Source organism: Paracoccus luteus (assembly GCF_004522155.1).
GTDB classification, from domain to species: domain Bacteria; phylum Pseudomonadota; class Alphaproteobacteria; order Rhodobacterales; family Rhodobacteraceae; genus Paracoccus; species Paracoccus luteus.
Map to the genome: position 1 here is coordinate 125747 of NZ_SDEA01000008.1, position 20160 is coordinate 145906.

32 protein-coding genes and 1 pseudogene are annotated in these 20160 nt (G+C 65.9%); all 33 read right to left on the reverse strand.

All coding sequences use genetic code 11. The features are described from left to right. Positions 1-26: 26 nt before the first annotated feature. Positions 27-1343, reverse strand: coding sequence for a replication-associated recombination protein A (locus tag EPA64_RS11275; protein ID WP_134726453.1), 1317 nt, complete (start codon positions 1341-1343; stop codon positions 27-29). Positions 1344-1414: 71 nt separating this feature from the next. Beyond that, positions 1415-2005 (reverse strand): acyl-homoserine-lactone synthase, encoded by a 591-nt coding sequence (locus EPA64_RS11280; RefSeq protein WP_134726454.1) that lies wholly within the window; start codon positions 2003-2005, stop codon positions 1415-1417. A gap of 61 nt (positions 2006-2066) precedes the next feature. Then, entirely contained in the window at positions 2067-2678 is a 612-nt protein-coding gene (locus tag EPA64_RS11285) for a helix-turn-helix transcriptional regulator (protein ID WP_134726455.1), read from the reverse strand. 171 nt (positions 2679-2849) lie between these two features. Next, on the reverse strand, positions 2850-3275 hold the full coding sequence (gene rplQ / locus EPA64_RS11290; RefSeq protein ID WP_134726456.1) for a 50S ribosomal protein L17: 426 nt from the start codon (positions 3273-3275) through the stop codon (positions 2850-2852). A 114-nt stretch (positions 3276-3389) separates the two neighbouring features. Next, the gene (locus EPA64_RS11295) at positions 3390-4406 is read right to left on the reverse strand and encodes a DNA-directed RNA polymerase subunit alpha (RefSeq protein WP_134726457.1); all 1017 of its coding nucleotides are present in this window, start codon (positions 4404-4406) and stop codon (positions 3390-3392) included. Positions 4407-4521: 115 nt separating this feature from the next. Beyond that, positions 4522-4911 carry a 30S ribosomal protein S11 gene (gene rpsK, locus EPA64_RS11300; RefSeq protein WP_036704563.1) on the reverse strand — a complete coding sequence of 130 codons (390 nt, stop codon included), beginning with the start codon at positions 4909-4911 and terminating at the stop codon, positions 4522-4524. A gap of 12 nt (positions 4912-4923) precedes the next feature. Next, positions 4924-5292 (reverse strand): 30S ribosomal protein S13, encoded by a 369-nt coding sequence (rpsM, locus tag EPA64_RS11305; protein WP_134726458.1) that lies wholly within the window; start codon positions 5290-5292, stop codon positions 4924-4926. A gap of 179 nt (positions 5293-5471) precedes the next feature. Next, entirely contained in the window at positions 5472-6131 is a 660-nt protein-coding gene (locus tag EPA64_RS11310; protein ID WP_134726459.1) for an adenylate kinase, read from the reverse strand. A 45-nt stretch (positions 6132-6176) separates the two neighbouring features. Further along, on the reverse strand, positions 6177-7547 hold the full coding sequence (gene secY / locus EPA64_RS11315) for a preprotein translocase subunit SecY (protein ID WP_134726460.1): 1371 nt from the start codon (positions 7545-7547) through the stop codon (positions 6177-6179). Positions 7548-7677: 130 nt separating this feature from the next. Then, complete coding sequence (gene rplO, locus EPA64_RS11320; protein WP_134726461.1) at positions 7678-8166, reverse strand: 50S ribosomal protein L15; 489 nt, start codon at positions 8164-8166, stop codon at positions 7678-7680. Positions 8167-8311: 145 nt separating this feature from the next. Beyond that, the gene (locus EPA64_RS11325) at positions 8312-9067 is read right to left on the reverse strand and encodes a hypothetical protein (protein WP_246026724.1); all 756 of its coding nucleotides are present in this window, start codon (positions 9065-9067) and stop codon (positions 8312-8314) included. A 136-nt stretch (positions 9068-9203) separates the two neighbouring features. Then, entirely contained in the window at positions 9204-9389 is a 186-nt protein-coding gene (gene rpmD / locus EPA64_RS11330; protein ID WP_134726462.1) for a 50S ribosomal protein L30, read from the reverse strand. Between the two features lie 2 nt (positions 9390-9391). Then, positions 9392-9970 carry a 30S ribosomal protein S5 gene (gene rpsE / locus EPA64_RS11335; protein WP_134726463.1) on the reverse strand — a complete coding sequence of 193 codons (579 nt, stop codon included), beginning with the start codon at positions 9968-9970 and terminating at the stop codon, positions 9392-9394. Positions 9971-10084: 114 nt separating this feature from the next. Then, the gene (gene rplR / locus EPA64_RS11340; protein ID WP_134726464.1) at positions 10085-10444 is read right to left on the reverse strand and encodes a 50S ribosomal protein L18; all 360 of its coding nucleotides are present in this window, start codon (positions 10442-10444) and stop codon (positions 10085-10087) included. 11 nt (positions 10445-10455) lie between these two features. After that, on the reverse strand, positions 10456-10989 hold the full coding sequence (rplF, locus tag EPA64_RS11345; RefSeq protein ID WP_134726465.1) for a 50S ribosomal protein L6: 534 nt from the start codon (positions 10987-10989) through the stop codon (positions 10456-10458). A 10-nt stretch (positions 10990-10999) separates the two neighbouring features. Then, positions 11000-11398: a 30S ribosomal protein S8 gene (rpsH, locus tag EPA64_RS11350; protein WP_134726466.1), complete on the reverse strand. Its 399-nt coding sequence runs from the start codon at positions 11396-11398 to the stop codon at positions 11000-11002. 10 nt (positions 11399-11408) lie between these two features. Continuing rightward, positions 11409-11714, reverse strand: a complete 306-nt coding sequence (gene rpsN, locus EPA64_RS11355; RefSeq protein ID WP_134726467.1) for a 30S ribosomal protein S14 — start codon at positions 11712-11714, stop codon at positions 11409-11411. A gap of 18 nt (positions 11715-11732) precedes the next feature. Next, on the reverse strand, positions 11733-12293 hold the full coding sequence (gene rplE, locus EPA64_RS11360) for a 50S ribosomal protein L5 (protein ID WP_134726468.1): 561 nt from the start codon (positions 12291-12293) through the stop codon (positions 11733-11735). Next, positions 12293-12598 (reverse strand): 50S ribosomal protein L24, encoded by a 306-nt coding sequence (gene rplX / locus EPA64_RS11365; protein ID WP_134726469.1) that lies wholly within the window; start codon positions 12596-12598, stop codon positions 12293-12295. Before rplX ends, rplE begins: the two co-directional genes overlap by 1 nt. Continuing rightward, positions 12598-12966 (reverse strand): 50S ribosomal protein L14, encoded by a 369-nt coding sequence (gene rplN / locus EPA64_RS11370; protein ID WP_010400243.1) that lies wholly within the window; start codon positions 12964-12966, stop codon positions 12598-12600. The genes rplX and rplN overlap by 1 nt, the downstream gene beginning before the upstream one ends. A 102-nt stretch (positions 12967-13068) precedes the next feature. Then, the gene (rpsQ, locus tag EPA64_RS11375) at positions 13069-13317 is read right to left on the reverse strand and encodes a 30S ribosomal protein S17 (RefSeq protein ID WP_134726470.1); all 249 of its coding nucleotides are present in this window, start codon (positions 13315-13317) and stop codon (positions 13069-13071) included. A 10-nt stretch (positions 13318-13327) separates the two neighbouring features. Next, entirely contained in the window at positions 13328-13534 is a 207-nt protein-coding gene (gene rpmC, locus EPA64_RS11380; protein ID WP_134726471.1) for a 50S ribosomal protein L29, read from the reverse strand. 197 nt (positions 13535-13731) lie between these two features. Further along, positions 13732-14145: a 50S ribosomal protein L16 gene (gene rplP, locus EPA64_RS11385; RefSeq protein ID WP_134726472.1), complete on the reverse strand. Its 414-nt coding sequence runs from the start codon at positions 14143-14145 to the stop codon at positions 13732-13734. 12 nt (positions 14146-14157) lie between these two features. Next, entirely contained in the window at positions 14158-14874 is a 717-nt protein-coding gene (gene rpsC, locus EPA64_RS11390) for a 30S ribosomal protein S3 (RefSeq protein WP_134726473.1), read from the reverse strand. A gap of 107 nt (positions 14875-14981) precedes the next feature. After that, positions 14982-15350, reverse strand: a pseudogene (gene rplV, locus EPA64_RS11395) (50S ribosomal protein L22); the annotation flags it as partial. 5 nt (positions 15351-15355) lie between these two features. Continuing rightward, positions 15356-15634, reverse strand: coding sequence for a 30S ribosomal protein S19 (gene rpsS, locus EPA64_RS11400; RefSeq protein WP_134726475.1), 279 nt, complete (start codon positions 15632-15634; stop codon positions 15356-15358). Positions 15635-15637: 3 nt separating this feature from the next. Then, entirely contained in the window at positions 15638-16477 is an 840-nt protein-coding gene (gene rplB / locus EPA64_RS11405) for a 50S ribosomal protein L2 (RefSeq protein ID WP_134726476.1), read from the reverse strand. 92 nt (positions 16478-16569) lie between these two features. Beyond that, positions 16570-16884 carry a 50S ribosomal protein L23 gene (locus tag EPA64_RS11410; protein ID WP_134726477.1) on the reverse strand — a complete coding sequence of 105 codons (315 nt, stop codon included), beginning with the start codon at positions 16882-16884 and terminating at the stop codon, positions 16570-16572. Further along, complete coding sequence (gene rplD, locus EPA64_RS11415; RefSeq protein WP_134726478.1) at positions 16881-17501, reverse strand: 50S ribosomal protein L4; 621 nt, start codon at positions 17499-17501, stop codon at positions 16881-16883. The genes EPA64_RS11410 and rplD overlap by 4 nt, the downstream gene beginning before the upstream one ends. Then, positions 17498-18355 carry a 50S ribosomal protein L3 gene (gene rplC, locus EPA64_RS11420; protein WP_134726479.1) on the reverse strand — a complete coding sequence of 286 codons (858 nt, stop codon included), beginning with the start codon at positions 18353-18355 and terminating at the stop codon, positions 17498-17500. The genes rplD and rplC overlap by 4 nt, the downstream gene beginning before the upstream one ends. A gap of 10 nt (positions 18356-18365) precedes the next feature. Next, positions 18366-18674 carry a 30S ribosomal protein S10 gene (gene rpsJ, locus EPA64_RS11425; RefSeq protein ID WP_036704922.1) on the reverse strand — a complete coding sequence of 103 codons (309 nt, stop codon included), beginning with the start codon at positions 18672-18674 and terminating at the stop codon, positions 18366-18368. Between the two features lie 179 nt (positions 18675-18853). Beyond that, entirely contained in the window at positions 18854-19693 is an 840-nt protein-coding gene (locus EPA64_RS11430) for a 2OG-Fe(II) oxygenase (RefSeq protein ID WP_246026725.1), read from the reverse strand. A 251-nt stretch (positions 19694-19944) separates the two neighbouring features. Further along, positions 19945-20160 (reverse strand): EF-Tu C-terminal domain-related protein (locus tag EPA64_RS11435; protein ID WP_484217447.1); only part of this gene is annotated, 216 nt, incomplete at its 5' end.

The following is a 20160-nucleotide window of genomic DNA, read 5'->3' on the forward strand; positions in this document are numbered from 1 at the left end:
TGACCTGTAGGCGCGCCGGCCCAAAGTCAACCGCCACGCTTGGCGCGCTGGCTGACGAACCAGTCCAGCCGCTTTTTCAGCTCGCGCTCGAACCCCCGCTCGACGGGGGTGTAAAGGACCGGGCGCTTCATGCCGTCGGGAAAATAGTTCTGGCCGGAAAACCCGTCCTCGGCGTCGTGGTCATAGGCATAGCCCGCGCCATAGCCCTGATCCTTCATCAGCGCGGTGGGCGCGTTCAGGATATGGGCGGGCGGCATCAGGCTGCCGGTCTTGCGCGCCTCGGCCCGCGCGGCCTTGTAGGCGGCATAGCCCGCGTTCGATTTCGGCGCGAGCGCGAGATAGATCACCGCCTGCGCCAGCGCCAGTTCCCCTTCGGGACTGCCCAGCCGTTCATACAGCGCCCAGGCGTCCAGGCAGTGGCGCTGCGCGGCTGGGTCGGCCAGCCCGATGTCCTCGACCGCCATGCGGGTGATGCGGCGGGCGAGATAGCGCGGGTCTTCGCCCCCTTCCAGCATCCGGGCCAGCCAATACAGCGCGGCGTCGGGGTCCGACCCGCGCACCGATTTGTGCAGGGCGGAAATCAGGTTGTAATGCTCGTCCCCCGACTTGTCGTATTTCGCCGCCCGCCGCATCAGCCGCCTGGACAGCTCGTCCGGGCCAAGGGGGGCGGACAGTTTCCACGCCATCGCCTGCTCGATCAGGTTCAGGGCGGCGCGGCCGTCGCCGTCGGCCATCGTCAGCAGCGCGTCGCGGGCGGGGCCGGTCAGCGGCAGCGCCCGGCCCAGCTCCTGCTCGGCGCGCTGCGCCAGCCGCTCCAGCTCGGCCAGGTCCAGCCGGTTCAGGACGACCACCTGCGCGCGCGACAGCAGCGCGGCGTTCAGTTCAAAGCTGGGGTTCTCGGTCGTGGCGCCGACCAGCAGGATGGTCCCATCCTCCATATGCGGCAGAAAGCTGTCCTGCTGCGCCTTGTTGAAGCGGTGGATCTCGTCCACGAACAGCAGCGTTCCCCGCCCCTGCGTGCGGCGCAGCGCCGCCGCCTCGAACACCTTGCGCAGTTCGGGCACGCCGGAAAAGATCGCCGAAATCTGGATGAACGCGCGGTCGGTCTGGTCGGCCAGCAGCCGGGCGATGGTGGTCTTGCCGACGCCGGGCGGCCCCCACAGGATCAGCGACGACAGGCTGCCCGCGGCCAGCATCGCGCCCAGCGGGCCGTCCGGCCCCAGCACATGGGACTGGCCGATGACCTCGGACAGGTGGCGGGGCCGGATGCGGTCGGCCAGCGGCCGGTGCGCGCCCGGCGCCGCGGACGGCTGCGGGTCGATGTGATCGAAAAGGTCTGCCATGACGGGCGGATGTTACGCCGCCCGCCATGCCGATGGTATCCCCCCCGGGCGTCCCCTCCACGGGGTCGCGGTCAGTGCAGCTTGGCGGACAGGTTGATCGCGACGCACTGGAAATCGCCGTCGCCGATCCACATGACGCGGCCGATCGCCTCGGCGTCCAAGCCGCAGCGGCCATACCAGCGCGGCCATTTCGCGTCGGTCAGCGCGATCAGCCGGCTGGCGCCCAGTTCGCGCGCGCTGGCCGTCATCGCCTCGACCATCTTGAAGTGGACCTTGCGGCGCAGCGACATCGGCGTCGCGTGGTTGACGAAGACACGGGTGCATTCCCACACTTGCGGATCGACCGGCGCGTCGCCATACAGCAAGTCCCGCGGGATCGAACCGCCCAGGACACCCGACTGCGCGTCACGGATCATATAGGTATAGACGCCGCAGCGCGCCGTGGTCGGCGTCAGCCGGAACCCGCCCAGCACATCCCCGCCGTCATGCACCGCGATCCAGCGGCTTTGCGGGGTGTCATACTGGTCGAACTCCATACCCTCGGCCTCGGGCAGGTCCCAGTTCTTCTGGACGATAAAGCTTTGGCGACGTGCGCGGAACAGGTTGGCGAACAGTTCGCCGTGGTTGTGAAGGTTGCTGAAGGAAAGCGTCGTGGTCTGCATTGGTCTTCTCCTGGGGTTGGGGGGTGGCCCCCCGGAGTGACCGCGGTGTCAAAGGCGAGTCCTAGAGCAGACGGTATTCCTTGGCCCTTTGCAGCGCTTCGGCGGTGGTCTTTGCCATCAGTCGCTCACGCGCCGATATCAGACGCGCCTTGAACGCGCTTTCAGTAATGCCAAGCTTGGCAGCCGCTGCCGCATGACGGTCGCCCTCCGCGATACATCGAAGGGCCTCTTGCTGAGCCTTCGTCAGGCTCTCCGGCGGCTCGGTAATGTCATGGAGCCGGCGTACGTGGGCCGAGATCGTCTCGATCTCGTCATCTGTGAACTCGCGCGCGGTGTGCGCGAAGCTGGAAATGGTGCGCGACTTGATCGGCCCGCAAGACACGGTGATGCCGTATGGCAGGCCAAAGGCGGCGGCGTCCTTCATGATGCCGAACGGGTCGGGAATCGGCATCGTGGTCCAGCGGGTGGCGCCCGTCGTCGAAAATCCCCAGGCGATCGTGGGGTCGCGCAGCGCATAGGCGTTGGCCGAGTAATGGTCCGACCATCCCTTGGGATAGGTCTGGAACTGCATCAACGGTGCGGCGAACCGGATGTGCATCCCGATGAAATACCCGGCCGGCGCAAGCTTTCGCATGCGGGCAAGGGTGGCGTTTATCTCTGCGCGTCCTGACATATCTTTTTAGACAAATTGCCTGCTCTAGGGTCAACGCGATACTATGGGATGCAGTCCCATGCACACCCGATATTCTTTGCCACCGTCGGTTAACACAAAAAAACCTGCCGCGGCAGGGGGCCGTGGCAGGTTCCGGTCTTAAGCGGCAAAGCTGAAGATCAGGTTAACGGATCACGCGTCCGCGAAGTCTTCGGCCTCGGCCTCGACCCGTGCGCGGTCCGCCGCGCCCTTGGCCGACACGTCGCGGTCCACGAACTCGATGATCGCCATCGGCGCCATGTCGCCATAGCGGAAGCCGGCCTTCAGGATGCGGACATAGCCGCCCTGCCGGGTCTGATAGCGCGGGCCGAGAATCTCGAACAGGCGGGCGACATACTGGTCCTGCTTCAGCTGCGCGGCAGCCTGGCGGCGGGCGTGGATATCGCCGCGCTTGGCCAGCGTGATCAGCTTTTCGATGATCGGGCGCAGTTCCTTGGCCTTGGGCAGGGTCGTCTTGATCTGCTCGTGCTCGATGAGGCTGCCGGCCATGTTGGCGAACAGCGCCTTGCGGTGTTCGTGGGTGCGGTTCAGGCGGCGATAGCCGCGGGCGTGACGCATGGTTCTCTCCTATAGCGTTTTTGCTTTGTCCGGCGGCCCATGCGTGCGGGCCGCTCTCCTTGGGGCGGGATGCCCGGTCGTGGAAAGGCGGGGCATGGCCCCACCCTTCGTGTCCTAGAACTGGTCGTCGAAACGCTTGGCCAGATCCTCGATGTTTTCCGGCGGCCAGTCGACCACGTCCATGCCCAGGTGCAGGCCCATGCCCGACAGCACTTCCTTGATCTCGTTCAAGGACTTGCGGCCAAAGTTCGGGGTCCGCAGCATCTCGGCCTCGGTCTTCTGGATCAGGTCGCCGATATAGACGATGTTGTCGTTCTTCAGGCAGTTGGCCGAACGCACCGACAGTTCCAGCTCGTCCACCTTCTTCAGCAGGCGCGGGTCGAACTCCAGCCCGTCCTCGGAATCCAGGCGGTTGGCGGATTCCGGCTCGTCGAAGTTCACGAACACCGACAGCTGGTCCTGGATGATGCGCGCGGCATAGGCCACCGCATCCTCGGGCGACAGGCTGCCGTCGGTTTCCACCTTCATGGTCAGCTTGTCATAGTCCAGCACCTGCCCCTCGCGGGTGGGCGTGACCTCATAGCTGACGCGCTTGACCGGCGAAAAGATCGCGTCGATCGGGATCAGTCCGATGGGCGCGTCCTCGGGGCGGTTCTTGTCCGCCGCGACATAGCCCTTGCCGCTGGCGACCGTCAGCTCGACGTTCAGCTCGGCGCCGTCGTCCAGGTTGCAGATGACGTGGTCGCGGTTCAGCACCGTGATGCCCGCGGTTTCCGAGATCTGGCCGGCCTTGACCTCGCCCGGCCCCTTGGCCGACAGCGTCAGGCGCTTGGGGCCGTCCACGTCCATCTTCAGCGTGACGCCCTTGAGGTTCAGGACGATGTCCGTCACGTCCTCGCGCACGCCGGCGACGCTGCTGAACTCGTGCAGCACGTTGTCGATCTGAACGCTGGTGATCGCGCCGCCCTGCAGCGACGACATCAGGACGCGGCGCAGCGCGTTGCCCAGCGTCAGGCCGAACCCGCGTTCCAGCGGCTCGGCCACCACGGTGGCGACCCGGCCCGCGTCGGCGCCCGGACGGATGTCCAGCTGCGCGGGCTTGATCAGCTCGGCCCAGTTCTTGTGGATCATGCGATTGCCTCCATTCCAGTTCCCGGCCCATGTCCAGCGGCCGGCAACGCCCGAGGTAAAATGCGAAAACCCGGCCCACGCGACGACGCGCGCGGGCCGGTCAAATGCGGTCCGATCAGACGCGCCGGCGCTTGGGCGGGCGGACGCCGTTGTGGGCGATCGGGGTCACGTCGCGGATCGCCGTGATGTTGAAGCCGACGGCGGCCAGCGCGCGCAGCGCCGATTCGCGCCCCGATCCGGGGCCCTGCACCTCGACCTCGATGGTGCGCATGCCGTGTTCCTGCGCCTTTTTGCCGGCATCCTCGGCGGCCATCTGGGCGGCATAGGGGGTCGATTTCCGCGAACCCTTGAAGCCCATCGTGCCGGCCGACGACCAGGCAATGGCGTTGCCCTGCACGTCCGAGATCAGGATCTTGGTGTTGTTGAACGAGCTGTTCACATGCGCCACGCCGGTGGCGATGTTCTTGCGTTCCTTGCGCTTCATGCGCGTCTTGTCGCGTGCCATGTCCCTGACCCCTTACTTCTTCTTGCCGGCGATGGGCTTCGCCGGGCCCTTGCGGGTGCGGGCGTTGGTGTGGGTGCGCTGGCCGCGCACCGGCAGGCCGCGGCGGTGACGCAGGCCGCGATAGGAACCCAGGTCCATCATCCGCTTGATGTTCATCTGCGTCTCGCGGCGCAGGTCGCCTTCCACCGTCAGGTTGGCGTCGATGTATTCGCGGATCTGCAGGACTTCGGCGTCCGACAGGTCGTTGATCCGGCGGGCGCGGTCGATGCCGACCGCCTCGCAGATCTGCTCGGCGAACATGCTGCCGATGCCGTGGATATAGGTCAGTGCGATGGGGACACGTTTCCCCGTCGGAATGTTCACGCCAGCGATACGAGCCACGCGTCTTTCCTTTTCGTTGCGGTTCCGTCGTGCCGGAACCTTTTTTCACAACCAATGGCCCGAAGGCTGTGCCATCGGGCCAAAGCCTCACCCCGAATGGGTGATTCTCAGATGAGATGCCTGCGGGTATAGGATCGCGGGCGCAAGGTCAACAGCCCGGCCCCCGCTGCGTGGGCCGGTCAGCGGCCGATCCCGTCCATCACCGCCGCCACCTGCCGCCCCACCTCGGCCACATCGGCCATGCCGTCGACGGGCTGCAGCTGCTTGGTGGCATAGTAATAGCCGATCAGCGGCGATGTCTTTTTATAGTATTCCAGCAACCGGGTCTTGAGCGCGTCGGCGTTGTCGTCGGCGCGGCGCTTCAGGTCGGTCGATCCGCAGACGTCGCAGGTGCCTTCGGCCGCCGTCGGCCGGGTCGTGTCGTGATAGACCTCGCCGCAGTTGCCGCAGGTGAACCGGCCGCTGATCCGGTCCACCAGCGCGGCGTCGTCGACCCGCATCTCGATCACGGCGTCGATCGACTGCCCCATGCCGGCCAGCAGGTCGTTCAGCGCGTCGGCCTGCGGCAGGGTCCGGGGAAACCCGTCGAAGATAAAGCCGGGCGCGTCGCCGCTTTCCAGCTTTTCCCGGATCAGCCCGATGACGATCTCATCCGTGACCAGCTGGCCCTTGTCCATGACCTCGGCCACGCGGCGGCCCATCTCGGTCCCGGAACTGCGCGCGTCGCGCAGCATGTCGCCGGTGGACAGCTGCACCAGGCCGCGCTGTTCGACCAGGGTGCGGGCCTGGGTGCCCTTGCCGGCGCCGGGCGGCCCCAGCAGGATGATGTTGATCGTCAAAACCGTCTCTCCCCCTCGGTTCGTCCCGTATCGTCGCCCGCCCCGTCAGCGCCGGGCCGGCGCCTTGCGCGGCCTGGCCTCGCCCGGCTTGCGCTTGCCGCGCAGCTGCGACCGCTCGATCAAAGACTCATACTGATGGGCAAGCAAGTGGCTTTGGATCTGGTTGATCGTGTCCATCGTGACCGACACGATGATCAGCACCGACGTGCCGCCGAAGTAGAAGGGCACCGCGAACTGGCTGCGGATCACCTCGGGCAGCAGGCAGACGGCGGCCAGATAGGCCGAGCCGATGACCAGCACCCGGTTCACGACATAGTCCAGGTATTCCTGCGTGCGCTTGCCGGGCCGGATGCCGGGGATGAAGCCGCCCTGATTTTTCAGGTTGTCGGCCACGTCGTCGGATTTGAAGGCAACGTTCTGCGTATAGAAATACGTGAAGAACACGATCATCGCCGCGAAGAACAGCAGATACAGCGGCTGCCCCGGCCCGAAATAGGCCAGGATCGTGGACATCACCGGGCCGGTCTGGTTGCCCGAAAAGGTCGAGATCGTGACCGGCAGCAGCAGCAGCGAGCTGGCGAAGATCGCCGGGATCACGCCGGCCGGGTTGACCTTGATCGGCAGGTGCGATGACTGGCCGTCATAGACCTTCATCCCGACCTGGCGGCGGGGATACTGGATGCGGATCTTGCGCAGCGCGCGCTCCATGAAGACGACGAACGCCATCACCACGATCACCAGCACGATGATCCCCAGCACCACCGGGGTCGAGATCGCGCCCGACCGCCCCTGCGCAAAGAACTGCGCCAGGCTGCCCGGGATCTCGGCGAGGATGCCGACATAGATGATCAGGCTGATGCCGTTGCCGATGCCGCGCGCGGTGATCTGTTCGCCCAGCCACATCAGGAACATGGTGCCGCCGACCAGCGTGATCACGACGCTGAGGCGGAAGAACATGCCCGCCTCGTGCGCCAGCCCCCCGGCCTCGAGGCTGACGGCAAGCCCCCAGGCCTGGAACAGCGCCAGCGCCACGGTCGCATAGCGCGTGTATTGGTTGATCTTCTTGCGGCCCTGCTCGCCCTCTTTCTTCAGCTGTTCCAGCGCGGGCACCATCGAGGCCAGCAGCTGCACGATGATCGAGGCCGAGATATACGGCATGATCCCCAGCGCGAACACGCCCATCCGCCCCAGCGCGCCGCCGGTGAACATCGACAGGATGCCCCCGATGCCGGCCTGCGCGTCGGCCATGAAGTTGCGCAGCGCGCCGCCATCGATGCCCGGAACCGGGATATAGGTGCCCAGACGATAGATGATCAGCAGGCCGATGGTGAACCAGATCCGCTGGCGCAGTTCGGTTGCCTTGCCCAGCGAACCCCAGGACAGGTTCGCGGCCATCTGTTCAGCGGCTGACGCCATGACGGACCCTCGTTCGTCGCGCACGGTTGCGGCGCGGAAATCGTGACAACGCCGCCGTACCGTCTTCCGGTCGGCGGCGCTGGGAAAACTCAGTCGCTATCTATGGGGCGCGGGCGCGCCCTTCAACAGCTTATTCCGAGGCTTCGGCGGCTTCGCGCACCGGGCGGGTCAGGGTCAGCGTGCCGCCGGCCTTTTCCACCGCATCAGCGGCGGCCTTGGACGCGCCCGACAGGGTCAGGCGCAGCGCCGCGGTCAGCTCGCCCTTGGCCAGCAGGCGGATGCCGTCCAGCTTGCGCTTGGTGGCGCCGGCGGCGATCAGCGCGTCCTCGGTCAGGTCGGCGGTGGCGTCCAGGCGGCCGGCGTCGATCATCGCCTGCAGCTGGCCCAGGTTGACCACGGCGAACTCCAGCCGGTTCGGCTTGGTGAAGCCGCGCTTGGGCAGGCGGCGATACAGCGGCATCTGGCCGCCTTCGTAGCCGTTCAGCGCCACGCCCGACCGCGAGGTCTGGCCCTTGATACCGCGCCCGGCGGTCTTGCCCTTGCCCGAGCCCGGGCCGCGCGCGACGCGCTTTTTCTTGCGATTGGCGCCGTCGTTGTCGCGCAGTTCGTGCAGTTTCATGTCGCTTCTCCTGGCCGGACGCGCCCCCGAAGCGATCTGGGCGGACACGGCATGTCGTGTTGATGAGTCGGGTGCCCGCAGGCACCGGCGGTCCTTAGTCCATCCGGCGCGGCAAGGCAAGCGCCACCGGATGCGGGTGCGGCGCTCAGAACTCGACCCATGTCCCCAGCTTGACGGCCTGCTCGCCCGGGCCGGACAGAGGCGCGGTCACCCCGAGTTCGATCTTGGCGGGGATCCTTGCCGGGCCGCCCAGGTCATAGACCAACGAACTCGCCAGCTCGCTGGAAAACCCGGAGTCCTCGCGTTCCTCGAACCGCATCTGGTTGACCAGCATGGTGGCCGTTGTCGCGTGCCAGCCCAGCGTCAGCGCCGCCTTCACCTCGGCCTCGGGGGTAAGATAGCCCAGCCCGGACGCGCCGGAGCCGGCGAGCTCCCTCACCTCGTCCTCATCCTTCATCGCGCCCGCGACATTCAGCTGCGCCTCGGCCGACAGCCAGCCGCCGCGGGGTATGCGCCGCAAGCCCGGCACCGCGTCAAGGCCCCGGCCCCAGGCGGCCCCCGCCCGCGCCACCGGAAAGGCCACGCCGTTGCGCTCGACCACGCCCGCGCCCAGCGACATCGCCCAGCGGTCCGGGCCTGCGGCGGGGTCGCGTGCGCGTTGCAGCCAGATCAGCGCGCTGGTCTCTCCGGCGTTGCTGCGGCCCACCTCGACCCCCAGGGTGTTGCGGGGGGTCAGGCCGTATTCGCCATAAAGCCCGGTGTGGCTGTTGCCGTCCCGGTCGCGTTCCGTGGACAGCGACATGAACACGCCCTTGACCTCTCGGGGCCAAGGACCGGCCGAGGCCGCCGCGCCGGACAGCAGCACGGCGATCAGCAGCAGGCAGCGGGCTAGGCGCGGCACATCAGCCTCCTTCGGCGGTTGGGGCGATGCTGCCACAGGATCGTTAGCAGATGGTTAACGGCGGTGCGGCCCGCGCAAAAGAAAACGCCCCGGATCATCTCCGGGGCGCGTCTCGATTGTTTGCGGCGGGCTTGGATCAGCCGCGCTCTTCGACGATCTTCGCCAGATGCGGGATCGCGTTCACCATCCCGCGCACGGCCGGGGTGTCTTCCAGCTCGCGCGTGCGGTGCATCTTGTTCAACCCCAGGCCTTTCAGCGTCGCGCGCTGTTCCTTGGGACGGCGGATCGGGCTGCCGATCTGCTTGACGACGATGGTTGCCATGCTCAGGCCTCCACGGTTTCGGCGGGCGCGGCTGCCGGCTTGTCCTGCGACGGCAGGATGTCGGCGACCTTTTTCCCGCGGCGCTGCGCGACGGACCGGGGCGAAGCCTCGGCCTTGAGCCCGTCGATCGTGGCGCGGATCATGTTATAGGGGTTCTGCGAACCCAGCGACTTGGCCACGACGTCCTGCACGCCCAGCATCTCGAACACGGCGCGCATCGGGCCGCCAGCGATGATGCCGGTCCCCGGAACGGCGGTCCGCATCACGACGCGGCCCGCGCCGTGGCGGCCCTCGATGTCGTGGTGCAGGGTGCGGCCGTCGCGCAGCGGCACGCGGACCAGGCCGCGCTTGGCCTGCTCGGTCGCCTTGCGGATCGCCTCGGGCACTTCCTTGGCCTTGCCCTTGCCGAAACCGACGCGGCCGCGCTGGTCACCGACCACCACGAGCGCGGCGAAGCCGAAGCGTTTGCCGCCCTTGACGGTCTTGCTGACGCGGTTGATCGCGACCAGACGGTCGGCGAATTCCGGGGTCTCTTCGCGCTCTTCGCGGCGGCCCCCCCGGCGGTTGTCACGTTCTGCCATGCGGCATCCCTTTCGATCTGGCGCAAAGCCGCGCCCCATTGTTCCAATCCAGGTGGGCCGCCTTGCAGGACGGCCCCCGGATCATCGGGGTGGCGACACCGCCACCCGCATTGCTCAGAACCTCAGCCCACCCTCGCGGGCCGCGTCGGCAAGCGCCTTGATCTTGCCGTGGAACAGGAAGCCGCCGCGGTCGAACACGACCTCTTCGACACCCTTCGCCTTGGCGCGCTCGGCAATCGCCGCGCCGATCTTGGCGGCCGCCTCGACGTTGTTCTTGCCCACGAAGCCCAGATCCTTTTCCAGGGTGGACGCCGAAGCCAGCGTCAGCCCCTGCGCATCGTCGATCAGCTGGACCGAGATGTTCTTGGACGAACGGTGGACGGACAGGCGGGGACGGCCGTTGGACATCGCCCGCAGTTTGTTCCGGACGCGCAGACGGCGCTTCTGGAACAGCTCTCGTTTGTTCAGTGCCATTTGCGTGATCCTTACTTCTTCTTGCCTTCCTTGCGGAAGACCTGCTCACCCTTGTAGCGGATGCCCTTGCCCTTGTAGGGCTCGGGTTTCTTCCACTCGCGGATGTTCGCGGCGACCTGGCCGACCTTCTGCTGGTCGATGCCTTCCACAATGATTTCCGTCTGCTTGGGGGCGTTGACGGTGACGCCTTCCGGCGCGGCGAAGATCACGTCGTGGCTGTAACCCAGCGCCAGCTTGAGATCCTTGCCCTGCATCGAGGCGCGGTAGCCGACGCCCTGGATTTCCAGCTCGCGCCGGAAACCCGTGGACACGCCGGTCACGAGGTTCGCGACCATCGACCGCGACATGCCCCACTGCTGGCGCGCGCGCTTGGACAGGCCCCGCGGGGTCACTGTCACCTTGCCGTCCTCGACCTTCAGGGTCACGTCGTCGGTCGCGGTGAACGCGCGGGTGCCCTTCGGCCCCTTCACCTCGATCGTCTGACCCTTGATGTCCGCCGTCACGCCCTGGGGCAGTTCGACCGGCTTCTTACCAATCCGAGACATCCTGCCCTCCTTAGAACACGGTGCAGAGGACTTCGCCGCCGACATTGGCGCTGCGAGCCGCTGCATCCGTCATCACGCCCTTGGGCGTCGAGACGATGGACACGCCCAGGCCGTTGCGGACCTGCGGCAGTTCCCGGGTGCCCGAATAGACGCGGCGGCCCGGCTTCGACACGCGCGCCAGTTCACGGATGACCGGCGTGCCTTCGAAGTATTTCAGCGAGATCTCCAGCTCCGGGTGGCCGGCAGCCGAGGTCGCCTGCTCATAGCCGCGGATGTAGCCCTCGGCCTTGAGCACGTCCAGAACCCAGGCGCGCAGCTTGCTGGCGGGGGTGCGGACGGTGGATTTCCCGCGCATCTGCGCGTTGCGGATGCGGGTCAGCATATCGCCGAGCGGATCGTTCATCGACATGTCGGCCCCCTTACCAGCTGGATTTCACAAGGCCGGGGATCTGACCGAACGAGCCCAGCTCGCGCAGCATGATCCGCGACAGTTTCAGTTTGCGGTAATAGGCCCGCGGGCGGCCGGTCAGCTCGCAGCGGTTCTTCAGCCGCGTGGGCGACGAATTGCGCGGCAGCTCGGCCAGCTTCAGCGTGGCCTTGAACCGCTCTTCCATCGGCTTGGACTGGTCGTTGATGACGTCGTTCAAAGCCGCGCGCTTGGAGGCGTATTTCGCCACCAGCTCGACGCGCTTTTTCTGACGTTCGATCATGGATTTCTTTGCCATATCAATATCCTCGCGCGATCAGCTGGTGAAGGGCATGTTGAAGTGCTTCAACAGCGCCTTGGCTTCCGCGTCGGTCTTCGCCGTGGTCGCGATGATGATGTCCATCCCCAGAACCTCGTCGACCTTGTCGAAGTTGATTTCCGGGAACACGATCTGCTCTTTCAGGCCCATCGCATAGTTGCCGCGGCCGTCGAACGACGTCGGCTTCACGCCGCGAAAGTCGCGGACGCGGGGCAGCGCGATGTTGATCAGGCGGTCCAGGAATTCATACATGCGGTCGCCGCGCAGCGTGACCTTGCAGCCCAGCGGCATTTCCTCACGCACGCGGAAGCCGGCGATCGACTTTTTCGCATAGGTGATGACGGCCTTCTGACCGGCGATCAGCGACAGTTCCTCGGCGGCCTGCTTGACCTTCTTGGTGTCCTTGACCGCCTCGCCGACGCCCATGTTCAGGACGATCTTGTCCAGACGCGGGATCTGCATGTCGTTCTTGTAGCTGAACTCTTCCTTCAGCGCGGCGCGGATCTGGTCCTGGAAGACCGACTTGAGGCGCGGGGTATAGTTCGTTTCGTCCAGCATCAGATCACGTCCCCCGTGGTCTTGGCGAAACGCACCTTCTGGTCGCCTTCCATGCGGAAACCGACGCGGGTCGCCTTGCCGTTCTTGTCCATCAGCGCCAGGTTCGACAGGTCGATCGGCATGTTCTTGGGAACACGCCCGCCCTGCGACGTTTGGGTCTGCCGGGTGTGGCGCAGCGCGATGTTCACGCCGTCCACGATGGCCTTGTTGACCTTGGGCATGACCTGGGTGATCTCACCCGTCTTGCCCTTGTCCTTGCCGGCCAGCACGACAACCGTGTCGCCCTTTTTCAGCTTGGCGGCCATCACAGCACCTCCGGCGCAAGCGAGATGATCTTCATGAAGTTCTTGGCGCGCAGCTCGCGCACGACCGGCCCGAAGATACGGGTGCCGACCGGTTCGCCCTGGTTATTCAGGATGACGGCGGCGTTGCGGTCAAAGCGGATGGACGTGCCGTCCTCGCGCTTCACTTCCTTGGCGGTGCGCACGACGACGGCCTTGCGGACGTCGCCCTTCTTCACGCGGCCACGCGGAATGGCTTCCTTGACGGAGACGACGATGATGTCGCCCACCGACGCATAGCGCCGGTGCGATCCGCCCAGAACCTTGATGCACTGCACCCGGCGAGCGCCGGAGTTGTCAGCAACATCCAGGTTGGTCTGCATCTGGATCATGGTTTGCTCCCGACCTTTGGGGACCGGATGCAGTCCCGGCCCCAGGGTTTCGATATGTCACAAGGGGCCGCCGGACGCGGCCCCCGTCTTAGTCGCGAAGGCTTACGCCTGCGCCGCGGCCTCGGCCGTCAGCACCGTCCAGCGCTTGGTCTTGGACACCGGCGCGCATTCGATGATGCGGACGGTGTCGCCGACCTTGAACTGGTTCAGCGCGTCGTGGGCGCGGTATTTCTTGGACGACCGCACGATCTTGTGCAGCACCGGATGCTTGAAGCGGCGCTCGACCAGGACCGTCACGGTCTGTTCGTTCTTGTCGCTGGTGACCTTGCCCTGAAGAATGCGTTTCGGCATGGCGGCCCCCTCAGTTCGACTGCGCCGCGGCGGCGGCTTGCTGGTTGATCATGGTCTTCACCCGCGCCACGTCGCGGCGGACGCTGCGCATGCGGGCGGTCGATTCCATCTGGCCGGTGGCCTGCTGAAAGCGCAGGTTGAACGCTTCCTTTTTCAGCGCGACCAGCTGCTCGCGCAGCTGCTCGGGCGTCTTGTCTTTCAGTTCCTGCGCTTTCATGGCGCCTGTTCCTTTCAACATCACCGGAGAGCCCCAGAACACTGGGCCACCCTGATTCCCGGTGGAGTTCGAGATGAAGGCCGTCCCATACAGGGAGAAGCCGGGTGTGGCAAGGAAAAACCCTGCCCCTCGGAAAGCGGAAGGCCCCGCCATCGCTGGCGGGGCCTTGTTCACAAAATGGGGACGGACCCCACCGCTTACCAGTCTTCGCGTTGCACGATGCGGGTCAGGACCGGCAGCTTCATCGCGCCCAGGCGCAGCGCCTCGCGGGCGATGTCGTCCTCGACGCCATCGATCTCGAACATGATGCGGCCGGGATGGACGCGGGCGGCCCAGAAATCGACCGAGCCCTTGCCCTTGCCCATCCGCACCTCGGTCGGCTTGCCGGTGACCGGCACGTCCGGGAAGATCCGGATCCAGACGCGGCCCTGACGCTTCATGTGGCGGGTGATCGCGCGGCGGGCCGCCTCGATCTGCCGCGCCGTGACGCGCTCGGGTTCCGTCGCCTTCAGCGCGTAGGAGCCGAAGTTCAGGTTGAACCCGCCCTTGGCCTCGCCGTGGATGCGGCCCTTGTGCTGTTTGCGGAACTTGGTCCGTTTCGGTTGCAGCATTTCCCTGACTCCTTAGCGCGCGTCGCGATCGCGGCGCGGACCGCGCGGCGACGGACCGTCCTGCGCCTCGCTGGCGCGGCGGTCGTGGGCCTGCGGATCATGTTCCATGATCTCGCCCTTGAAGATCCACACCTTGACGCCGATGATCCCGTAAGGGGTCTTCGCCTCGGACAAGGCATAGTCCATGTCGGCGCGCAGCGTGTGCAGCGGCACCCGGCCCTCGCGGTACCATTCGGTCCGCGCGATCTCGGCGCCGCCCAGGCGGCCGGCGACGTTCACCCGGATGCCAAGCGCGCCCATGCGCATGGCGTTCTGGACCGACCGCTTCATCGCGCGGCGGAACGACACCCGGCGTTCCAGCTGCTGGGCGATCGACTCGGCCACCAGTTGGGCGTCCAGTTCCGGCTTGCGGACCTCGACGATATTCAGGTGCAGTTCGCTATCGGTGAAGTTCGCCAGCTTCTTGCGCAGCGTCTCGATCTCGGCGCCCTTGCGGCCGATGATGACACCCGGACGCGCGGCGTGGATCGTGACCCGGCATTTCTTGTGCGGGCGTTCGATGATCACGCGGCTGACGCCGGCCTGCTTGGCCTCGTTGTGGATGAACTCGCGGATCTTCAGATCCTCGAGCAGCAGGTTGCCATAATCCTTGGTGTCGGCGAACCAGCGGCTGTCCCAGGTGCGGTTGACCTGCAGGCGCATCCCGATGGGGTTGACCTTCTGTCCCATTACGCGAGCTCCTCGGCAGCGGCGGTGGTGGTCGTGGCGTCCGTGTCGCGGCCCTGCGCGGTGCGCTTGGTCGCGGCGGCCTTCTTGGCGGCCTCGGCGGCGGCCAGGTCGATCTCGCGCACCTTGATGGTGATTTCCGAGAACGGCTTCATGATCTTGCCGAACCGGCCGCGGGCGCGCGGACGCCCCCGCTTCAGCACCATGTTCTTGCCGACCCACGCCTCGGCGACGACCAGGCTGTCGACGTCCAGGTTGTGGTTGTTTTCGGCGTTGGCGATCGCGGACTGCAGGCATTTCTTGACGTCGCCGGCGATCCGGCGCTTGGAGAACGTCAGGTCGGCCAGCGCCTTGTCCACCTTTTTCCCGCGGATCATCGCGGCAACCAGGTTCAGCTTCTGCGGCGAGGTGCGAAGCATCTTGGTCTTCGCCATCGCTTCGTTCTCCGCCACGCGGCGCGGATTTTGTTCCTTACCCATGACGATTACTTCCTTTTCGCTTTCTTGTCGGCCGCGTGACCGTAATAGGTCCGGGTCGGCGAATATTCACCGAACTTCTGGCCGATCATTTCCTCGGACACGTTGACCGGGATATGCTTGCGGCCGTTATAGACCCCGAAGGTCAGCCCGACGAACTGCGGCAGAATGGTCGAACGGCGCGACCAGATCTTGATGACGTCCGAGCGGCCCGAGTCGCGTGCCTTTTCCGCCTTGCGCAGGACATAGGCGTCGACGAAGGGGCCTTTCCAGATAGAACGTGCCATGGATTAACGCCCCTTCTTCTTGGCGTGGCGCGACCGCAGGATGTACTTGTCGGTCGACTTGTTCGAACGGGTCTTGTTGCCCTTGGTGCCCTTGCCCCACGGCGTGACCGGGTGACGGCCGCCCGAGGTCCGGCCCTCGCCGCCGCCATGCGGGTGGTCGATGGGGTTCATCGCGACGCCGCGGACGGTCGGGCGCACGCCCATGTGGCGCTTGCGGCCGGCCTTGCCGAGGTTCTGGTTGGAATGGTCGGGGTTCGACACGGCGCCGATGGTCGCCATGCATTCCTGACGCACCAGACGCAGCTCGCCCGAGGACAGGCGGATCTGGGCATAGCCGCCGTCACGGCCGACGAACTGGGCATAGGTGCCGGCCGAACGGGCCAGCTGGCCGCCCTTGCCGGGCTTCAGCTCGACGTTGTGGACGATCGTGCCGATCGGCATGCCGCTGAACGGCATCGCGTTGCCCGGCTTGATGTCGGCCTTTTTCGACGCGACGACCTTGTCGCCGACGGCCAGACGCTGCGGCGCCAGGATATAAGCCTGCTCGCCGTCCTCGTACTTGACCAGCGCGATGAAGGCCGTCCGGTTGGGATCGTATTCGATCCGCTCGACGACCGCCGTGACGTCGAACTTGGTCCGGCGGAAATCGACGACGCGGTAAAGCCGCTTGGCCCCACCGCCCTTGTGCCACATCGTGATACGTCCGGTATTGTTCCGGCCGCCCGTCTTGGTCAGACCCTGGGTCAGGGTCTTGACGGGGCGGCCTTTCCAAAGCTCCGAACGGTCGATCAGTACCAGCCCGCGCTGGCCAGGCGTCGTCGGTTTGTACGACTTGAGTGCCATGGTTTCTGTCTTCCGTTGCCTTGGACCGATGGTCCGTTTCAGTCGAAAATGACCGGCGGCCCCGTTGCGGGGGCCGCCGGCGCATCACAGGATCAAAGCCCGGTGTTCACGTCGATGCTGTTGCCAGCCTCGAGCATCACATAGGCCTTTTTCACGTCGTTGCGGACGCCGGGGCGGCCGCGGAACTTCTTGACCTTGCCCTTGGTCAGGACGGTGTTGACCGCCTTGACCTTGACGCCGAACAGCGCCTCGACGGCGGCCCGGATCTCGGGCTTGGTCGCCGACTTCGCCACCTCGAAGGTGACGGCGTTGGACAGCTCGGCCGCCATCGTCGCCTTTTCGGTGATGATGGGCTTGCGGATCACGTCATAGTGCTCCGGCTTGGCGGTGGTGGTTTCGGCGCTCATTTCAGGCGGGCCTCCAGGGCTTCGACACCCGCGCGCGTGATCACCAGCGTGTCGCGCTTGAGGATGTCATAGACGTTCGCGCCCATCGAGGGCAGCACATCGACGCCTTCCAGGTTGCGGGCGGCGCGGGCGAAGTTCTCGTTCACGTCGGCGCCGTCGATGACCAGAACACGCTTCCAGCCCTGCTCCTTGACCGCCTTCGCCAGGACCGCGGTCTTGGCGTCGGCCAGGTCCAGGCTGTCCAGCACGACCAGCTGCCCGCGCGCGGCTTTCGCCGACAACGCATGCTTCAGACCCAGCGCGCGCACCTTCTTGGGCAGGTCGAACGCATGGCTGCGCGGAACCGGGCCCTTGTAGACGCCACCCTTGCGGAAGATCGGGGCCTTGCGGGAACCGTGGCGGGCGCCGCCGGTGCCTTTCTGGCGATAGATCTTCTTGGTCGAATAACTGACCTCGGACTTGCCCAGGGTCGAGTGGGTGCCGGCCTGCGCCTTGGCGCGCTGCCAGCGCACCACGCGCTGCAGCAGGTCCGCACGCGGCTCCAGCCCGAAGATGTCGTCGGCCAGCTCGATGTCCCCGGCAGGGCCGGAGGCGAGCGAAATCACGTCGAGTTTCATTTGCTCTCGTCTCCTTCGGGGGCAGTGGCTTCGCCCTCGGCGGCAATCGACGCCTTGGCATCGGCCAGCGCGGCTTCCTGCGCGGCGGCCTCGGCCTCGGCAGCGGCCGCGCGCGCGGCTTCTTCCTCGGCGGCCGCTTGCGCGGCGGCTTCCTCGGCCAGGCGCTTGGCCTCCCGCTCGGCCGACCGCAGCGCGGCCGGATAGATCAGGTTCTCGGGCGCGGCTTTCTTGACGGCGTCCTTGACCGTGACCCAGCCGCCCTTGGAACCGGGGACCGAGCCCTTGACCATGATCAGGCCGCGTTCGCTGTCGGTGCGGACGACCTGCAGGTTCTGGGTGGTGACGCGCACGGCGCCCATGTGGCCGGCCATCTTCTTGCCCTTGAACACCTTGCCCGGATCCTGGCACTGGCCCGTGGACCCGTGCGACCGGTGGCTGACCGAAACCCCGTGCGAGGCGCGAAGGCCGCCGAAGTTGTGGCGCTTCATCGCGCCGGCAAAGCCCTTGCCGATCGAGGTGCCGGCGATGTCGACGAACTGACCCGCAAAGTAATGCGCGGCGATGATCTCCTCGCCCACCGGGATCAGGTTGTCTTCGGACACGCGGAACTCCGCGATCTTGCGCTTGGGCGCCACGTTCGCCTTGGCGAAATGGCCGCGCATCGGCGCCGACACGCGCTTGGCCTTGGCCTCGCCCGCGCCCAGCTGGACGGCGACATAGCCGTCAAGCGCGGTGGTGCGCTGCGCGACGACCTGAAGGTTGTCGATCTGCAGCACGGTGACGGGCACCTGGCGCCCGTCGTCCAGGAACAGCCGGGTCATGCCCAGCTTCTTTGCGATGATACCTGTCCGCATGTTCGCCCCCTTAAACCTTGATCTCGACGTCCACGCCGGCGGCGAGGTCGAGCTTCATCAGGGCGTCCACGGTCTGCGGCGTGGGATCGACGATGTCCAGCAGGCGCTTGTGCGTGCGGATTTCCCACTGGTCGCGGGATTTCTTGTCGATGTGCGGGCCGCGCAGGACGGTGAATTTCTCGATCTTGTTCGGCAGCGGGATCGGGCCGCGCACCTGCGCGCCGGTCCGCTTGGCGGTGTTCACGATCTCCAGCGTGCTGGCGTCCAGCACACGGTAATCGAACGCCTTGAGCCGGATACGGATGGTCTGGCTTTGCATCAAAGCATCCCTTGAAGAGGGATTTCAGTCGAGAGGCTGACCACGCACCACGCGGGGCCAGCTTCGGACCTTGCTGTCATTGAAGGACAGGGCGCGCAGATACGAAACCTGCGGGGGATTGGCAACCTGATTCGGGCTGCCGGCGCAAAGATTCAGCCGCGTGCGGCGGAACCGGCCTTTTACAGGCCGATACGGCGCAGCCGGTGGCCGATCTTGCGATAGATGACCGGGGGCAGAACATCACGAATCCGGGCGTGGCGCAACTCTTGCCTGTCCGCCTTGTCGGCGGTGCCGGGGCGCGGCTTGAACAGGGTGCTATGCTCGACCCGCGTGTCGTCCCAGGTCGCGGTATAATAATAAAGCGCGATGGAATGTCTTGCGTCGCCGTTCGGGTTGTTCACCGTTTCCGGGTTTCCGTGCATGCTGGTCGAACTGGTCGAGAAACACACCATCCGGTTGCTGATCGGCACAAAGCTTTTGACCTTGCGGGACATGTCGTTTTCCCAGATCTCGAACGACCCTCCCCACGCCTCCTGCCAGCCGGGATTGAGGTAAATCAGCACGTTGAGCCGCCGTTCGACCTTCATGTGGCTGTGCAGGTTGAAATCGGCATGGATGTCCAGATGCCCGCCATTCTGGACCCTGTGGATGCCGGCGCCGAAGAAATAGGGGTCGGGAATCAACGCCTTGATCCCCGTCATCTCTTCAAGGAACATCAGGAACGGGCGCGAGTTGAACGCATAGAAAAGGTCGCGCGTATACTTCGGCAGCCGCTCGGGCATGTACGAGGTCTTCAACCGCTCCTGCGCCCGGTCGAAACTGGTTTCGGATTCGGGCAATTCCTGCAGATCCGAAATGACGTGGTCGATGACCGGCTGGGGCAGGAAATTGTCGATGCAGACGTAATGATACGGCTTGCCTGATTGATACGCATCGGCATGGGCCGCGCCCAGCTTCTTGGCCGCGCTGACTTCGGTCAGCAGATTGTCGGGGTCGATGGGATAGGCGGCTTCGGACACGACGATTCCCCCCTGACTGCAGACAGCTGCAGACACCATCATAGCTCACGGTTTCGGCATCGGGACTTTTTTCGGCGCCCCGGCGGGCACCGGATACCTAGCTTTTTCGACAGGTTCGGGGCAGGTTGGGCGATCCGGCCGGGGCGCGCAACCGGGTGGACGCCCCCCCCCCACGCAAAAGCCCGCCCCTTTCGGGACGGGCCTTTGTCTTTGCGGCAGGGTGCGTGACCGGCACGCACCGCCAGCTCACATCACTCGATGATCTTCGACACCACGCCGGCGCCGACGGTGCGGCCGCCTTCGCGGATGGCGAAGCGCAGCTTTTCTTCCATCGCGATCGGGGCGATCAGCTCGACCTCGAACTTCAGGTTGTCGCCGGGCATCACCATCTCGGTGCCTTCCGGCAGCTTCACCGTCCCGGTCACGTCCGTGGTGCGGAAATAGAACTGCGGGCGATAGTTGGCGAA

Bases quoted from the DNA above. Each gene is read 5' to 3' on its own strand.
- rpsH (WP_134726466.1), bottom strand. From the start codon at position 11,398: ATGTCGATGAACGATCCGCTCGGCGATATGCTGACCCGCATCCGCAAC.
- rpsQ (WP_134726470.1), bottom strand. From the start codon at position 13,317: ATGCCGAAACGCATTCTTCAGGGCAAGGTCACCAGCGACAAGAACGAA.
- rplX (WP_134726469.1), bottom strand. From the start codon at position 12,598: ATGGCCGCCAAGCTGAAAAAGGGCGACACGGTTGTCGTGCTGGCCGGC.
- rplP (WP_134726472.1), bottom strand. From the start codon at position 14,145: ATGCTGCAACCGAAACGGACCAAGTTCCGCAAACAGCACAAGGGCCGC.
- rplD (WP_134726478.1), bottom strand. From the start codon at position 17,501: ATGAAACTCGACGTGATTTCGCTCGCCTCCGGCCCTGCCGGGGACATC.
- rpmC (WP_134726471.1), bottom strand. From the start codon at position 13,534: ATGAAAGCGCAGGAACTGAAAGACAAGACGCCCGAGCAGCTGCGCGAG.
- rpmD (WP_134726462.1), bottom strand. From the start codon at position 9,389: ATGGCAACCATCGTCGTCAAGCAGATCGGCAGCCCGATCCGCCGTCCC.
- EPA64_RS11410 (WP_134726477.1), bottom strand. From the start codon at position 16,884: ATGAGCGCCGAAACCACCACCGCCAAGCCGGAGCACTATGACGTGATC.
- rpsJ (WP_036704922.1), bottom strand. From the start codon at position 18,674: ATGCAAAGCCAGACCATCCGTATCCGGCTCAAGGCGTTCGATTACCGT.
- rplF (WP_134726465.1), bottom strand. From the start codon at position 10,989: ATGTCTCGGATTGGTAAGAAGCCGGTCGAACTGCCCCAGGGCGTGACG.
- secY (WP_134726460.1), bottom strand. From the start codon at position 7,547: ATGGCGTCAGCCGCTGAACAGATGGCCGCGAACCTGTCCTGGGGTTCG.
- rplE (WP_134726468.1), bottom strand. From the start codon at position 12,293: ATGCTGGACGAAACGAACTATACCCCGCGCCTCAAGTCGGTCTTCCAG.
- EPA64_RS11295 (WP_134726457.1), bottom strand. From the start codon at position 4,406: ATGATCCACAAGAACTGGGCCGAGCTGATCAAGCCCGCGCAGCTGGAC.
- rpsS (WP_134726475.1), bottom strand. From the start codon at position 15,634: ATGGCACGTTCTATCTGGAAAGGCCCCTTCGTCGACGCCTATGTCCTG.
- rpsN (WP_134726467.1), bottom strand. From the start codon at position 11,714: ATGGCAAAGAAATCCATGATCGAACGTCAGAAAAAGCGCGTCGAGCTG.
- EPA64_RS11280 (WP_134726454.1), bottom strand. From the start codon at position 2,005: ATGCAGACCACGACGCTTTCCTTCAGCAACCTTCACAACCACGGCGAA.
- rplQ (WP_134726456.1), bottom strand. From the start codon at position 3,275: ATGCGTCACGCCCGCGGCTATCGCCGCCTGAACCGCACCCACGAACAC.
- EPA64_RS11275 (WP_134726453.1), bottom strand. From the start codon at position 1,343: ATGGCAGACCTTTTCGATCACATCGACCCGCAGCCGTCCGCGGCGCCG.
- rplC (WP_134726479.1), bottom strand. From the start codon at position 18,355: ATGCGGACAGGTATCATCGCAAAGAAGCTGGGCATGACCCGGCTGTTC.
- rplO (WP_134726461.1), bottom strand. From the start codon at position 8,166: ATGAAACTGCACGAACTGCGCGACAACGACGGCGCCAATCGCAAGAAA.
- EPA64_RS11285 (WP_134726455.1), bottom strand. From the start codon at position 2,678: ATGTCAGGACGCGCAGAGATAAACGCCACCCTTGCCCGCATGCGAAAG.
- rpsK (WP_036704563.1), bottom strand. From the start codon at position 4,911: ATGGCACGCGACAAGACGCGCATGAAGCGCAAGGAACGCAAGAACATC.
- rplR (WP_134726464.1), bottom strand. From the start codon at position 10,444: ATGGCACTGAACAAACGAGAGCTGTTCCAGAAGCGCCGTCTGCGCGTC.
- rpsC (WP_134726473.1), bottom strand. From the start codon at position 14,874: ATGGGACAGAAGGTCAACCCCATCGGGATGCGCCTGCAGGTCAACCGC.
- rplB (WP_134726476.1), bottom strand. From the start codon at position 16,477: ATGGCACTCAAGTCGTACAAACCGACGACGCCTGGCCAGCGCGGGCTG.
- rpsE (WP_134726463.1), bottom strand. From the start codon at position 9,970: ATGGCAGAACGTGACAACCGCCGGGGGGGCCGCCGCGAAGAGCGCGAA.
- rplN (WP_010400243.1), bottom strand. From the start codon at position 12,966: ATGATCCAGATGCAGACCAACCTGGATGTTGCTGACAACTCCGGCGCT.